The following is a 3,654-nucleotide window of genomic DNA, read 5'->3' on the forward strand; positions in this document are numbered from 1 at the left end:
TGGAATGATGATTCATACAATAATGGCTACACTAGGACTCTCTGCTATCTTAATGAAATTTGCTATGCTATTTACATTAATAAAATATGCTGGGGCATTTTATTTAATTTATTTAGCTGTAAAGTCAATTAAAAGTGCCTTTTCTAAAAAAGAAGATATGTCAGGTTCAGTGGAAATAAACTCTAAGGATATTGGAACGGTTAAAAGTTTTAGACAAGGATTTACCACGGCAATCTTAAACCCAAAAACGGCTGTATTTTTCCTTAGTTTTCTACCCCAATTTATTGTGAGTAATCAAAGTCATTTCTTCCAATTTCTTTTGTTGGGACTCACATTTACGACTTTGACAGCAATATGGTATTTACTTTATATCTCTCTAATACGTCAATTAAGAACTTTTTTAAGAAAAGAAAAAGTGAACCGTACAATAGAGGGTATTGCTGGCACAGTATTATTAGTATTTGGAGTTAGGCTATTTTTTCAAAAATAACTATGTAATAGAGAGATTTTAAAACTTTCAGTTTTTCCAATAAATGAATCAATATAAAAAGTATGGCTTTCAAACAGTAAAAAAGTTAACAAACAGGTGTGTTTGTGGAATAAGCTTCAATAAAATAACCAAAATTTTTATAAAGAAGTGAATCGATTATATTAAATAAGAACATGTTTTAATTAACATGTTCTTTATATTTGCCTCTATATCATGATGGTTGTTTTTTTGCCGCGATGGTATTATTACGGAAAACGATCCAATCGAACAAGAAAAACGTATTAAATACAATGATTTAATCACCAATTCTGTAATTTTTCAAAATGTAGTAGATATCACTATAATTTTATGGCAACTAAAAAAGAAGGTTATCGCTTTTCACGCCAAGATTTAGAAAGGCTAAGTCCTTATATGACTAGGCATATAAAACGCTTTGGGCATTATGTAATTGATTTACAGAAAATCCCCCAACCAATAGAAGAAGCAATCCCTTTATAAACTCAATAGGTCATAGTTGAAAAAAGTAAGTCTATGACCTATTTTTACACGTATCTCGGCGGTACCCCATTTAAAAATAATACAAATAAATTGAGAAAATTTCGAACGACTTGAACATTATTACATACTTAATTATAATTGATTAGAAGTTGAAGTAGTAATCTGTCATCTATTCCTTCACTTTAAAGAAGATTGATCTCAATCTTCTTTTTTTTGCTGCATTGGCCTCTCCCCTCGAAGGAAAAAGAATTACTTGATAATAGTGGAAATTGCTTGTTTGTAAATCAGTTGTTGCTTACCATGAATCATCATAAGGACTGTAAATTTATCTGTTGCAAGGATCTGCCCACGCACTGGAACGCCATTCTTTAAAAATACAGTAACAGCCCCTTTTTTCTTTTTCAATTGTTCATACATATCTTCTTGAAAATTAAACATGAAATACGCCCCCTGGTTTGTTTGTATTTACTTTTCTTCAAATACCTGCTGCTTTTCATTGTTAGATATTTGTGATTCTCATTCACTTTCTATTTTTCTAAACCATTTCCTATTTTATTTAGATAATTGCATTTTGATCAGGGTATCCACTACACGCACCCAGAATTTCAGCGCCGTGTAAAGGAGATGGGCATTAGACAATCAATGTCACGTAGAGGAAGCTGCCTAGATAACGCTCCAATGGAATCCTTTTTTGGTCATATGGAAGATGAATTAGACTATAAGTGTTGTCAAACGTTCCAATCTCTTGGGCAGGTAATAGAGGGTTATATGCAAGATTATAATTATGATCGTTATCAATGGACACTCCAAAAAATGGCCCCGGTACAATACCGGAACCATCTTCTAAGTGCCTAATTTTTAAAGGTCTTCTTATTAAACTGTCCATTTTATAGGATACAGTTCACCTTGTCATCAGCTTTTTTCGTAAATTACTTCTCTTTTGGAAGCACTATACCTTTATACAACTGAACTGTAATAAGGTAATAAGTAGCGTAGATCACTATGAAAATCACCATTGGAAGCCAAATACGGAAATACGGATCAACCATAATGAATGAGAACATGTTCATTCCGATAAATACATGTGCAATACCGACAATGGCTGGGAATAAAAATACTAACAATAGCTCCTTATAAATGGACTTTGTTAATAGTTCACGACGAACTCCTATTTTACGTAGCATTTGATATCGTTTCATATCTTTTGTTGCACCAGAAAGTATTTTGAACATTAAGCAACTCGCCATCATTGCTAAGAAAGCAATTCCTAAGAAGAAGCCCATAAATACAGTTCCACTTGTAAAGCCGTATATAGCTTCATAATAACTATATTTACTTTCTAGCTGTTCTTTTTTCAAATATTTATACTTTGTTAATTGTAACTGGTCAAGTTCTTTCCATTCTTTTTTATATGTTTCAAAATCATTCGTTTTGCCAATGACAACATACTGCTCTTTACTTTGGATTTGATTGTACATTTTTTGATCTACAATTTTAATATGCTGTTGTTGATATAAGTAACGTGGTTGTAACTCATTAAATACACTAATCCATTCTTCCGAGAGAACTGGTCCATTATCTACCTTTTGTGTACCCATTTCTACAATTGCCCCGACTGGAAGATCACTTGTAATACGTTTAACTTGAGTAGAATCTTTTTTCTCGAATCCAAATTGTATGAGAGGTCGATTTTTCTCTAGATCCTCTTTTAAATAATAAACAAACTTTCGATCTACTTTGTAACGATATTCATTTTTTTCTTTAAATTTGATATCGCCTAATATTTTTTTCTCAGCCGCTGCTGGATTATGAATTGCTACATCATATATATTATTCGTATCAACAGTAAGTCCTACGTTATTTTTAAAGGCCATCCCCCCCGTAATTGCTCCAACAGCAAATGCAATTAACATTGCTACAGTTGCTAGTACTTTTGTTAAGTCATTCATACGAAAGCCTAGCTGAGCGAACGTAAAGGAATTCAGTCCTTTTTCATTCAAGTGCTTATTTCGTTTCCACAATTTAATGACAGGCGGTAATATGAACATAAAAATAAGGTATGTTCCTAATGTCGTTGGTACTGCAGCTATAGGCAGTCCACCTAACCCTAAATCTTCTATGTTTATTAATACTACATATCCAATAGCTAATGAAATAACGCCAATTCCTCCTGCAAAAAATGTTTTTACCCCTTTTGTAGAAGGCTTGTCTATTTTTGTATCAGAATGAACAAGTTGTAATATTGTAATACGGGATAATTTTGCAGTATTCATAATTGCAGCCAAGAAAAACAGAATTAAGAAAAATACTGCTGTGACACGCATAGATGGAACGTAGAATGCATGGTATCCATTAGAAGCAAACTCTAATTCCTTCATCAGGAGTTGCCCAATCCCTTTAGAAAGACCTATACCTAATCCAATACCAATAATAAGTGAAGTTATTCCAAGTACTAACGTTTCCATAAACATCAGTAGTGTAATTTTGTGTTTTTTTGCTCCTAACATCATATACATACCGAACTCTTTTTGCCTTAGTGATAGTAAAAATGAATTCGCATATAAAATATAAAAGAAGGTGATGATCGCTAATAAAAACGAACCAATTAGAAAGACATATTCAATGGAATTAATCATTGAATTCGCCTTAATAAAGGCTTCATTCAT

3 protein-coding genes and 2 pseudogenes are annotated in these 3,654 nt (G+C 32.4%); 3 read left to right on the forward strand and 2 right to left on the reverse strand.

The window, feature by feature from the left end:
* Together GFJ36_RS11805 and GFJ36_RS11810 are read left to right on the forward strand one after the other, a co-directional pair.
* On the forward strand, positions 1-490 hold a 490-nt coding region (locus GFJ36_RS11805), incomplete at its 5' end, for a LysE family translocator (protein WP_242015970.1).
* Positions 491-707: 217 nt separating this feature from the next.
* Positions 708-988 (forward strand): annotated as a pseudogene (locus GFJ36_RS11810) (Tn3 family transposase); the annotation flags it as partial.
* A 249-nt stretch (positions 989-1,237) separates the two neighbouring features.
* Here GFJ36_RS11810 and hfq read toward each other — a convergent pair.
* On the reverse strand, positions 1,238-1,426 hold the full coding sequence (gene hfq, locus GFJ36_RS11815; protein ID WP_157349573.1) for an RNA chaperone Hfq: 189 nt from the start codon (positions 1,424-1,426) through the stop codon (positions 1,238-1,240).
* A 126-nt stretch (positions 1,427-1,552) separates the two neighbouring features.
* Here hfq and GFJ36_RS11820 point away from each other — a divergent pair.
* Positions 1,553-1,843, forward strand: a pseudogene (locus GFJ36_RS11820) (IS3 family transposase); the annotation flags it as partial.
* Positions 1,844-1,917: 74 nt separating this feature from the next.
* Here GFJ36_RS11820 and GFJ36_RS11825 read toward each other — a convergent pair.
* The coding region (locus tag GFJ36_RS11825; RefSeq protein ID WP_157349575.1) for an ABC transporter permease at positions 1,918-3,654 on the reverse strand (1,737 nt) is incomplete at its 5' end.

The sequence above is a fragment of the Bacillus sp. EE-W1 genome, from assembly GCF_009760835.1.
Classification (GTDB): Bacteria; Bacillota; Bacilli; order Bacillales; family Bacillaceae_G; genus Bacillus_A; species Bacillus_A wiedmannii.

What these genes read in the sequence shown, in the direction of transcription:
- hfq (WP_157349573.1), bottom strand. Translation starts at nt 1,426, where the DNA reads ATGTTTAATTTTCAAGAAGATATGTATGAACAATTGAAAAAGAAAAAA.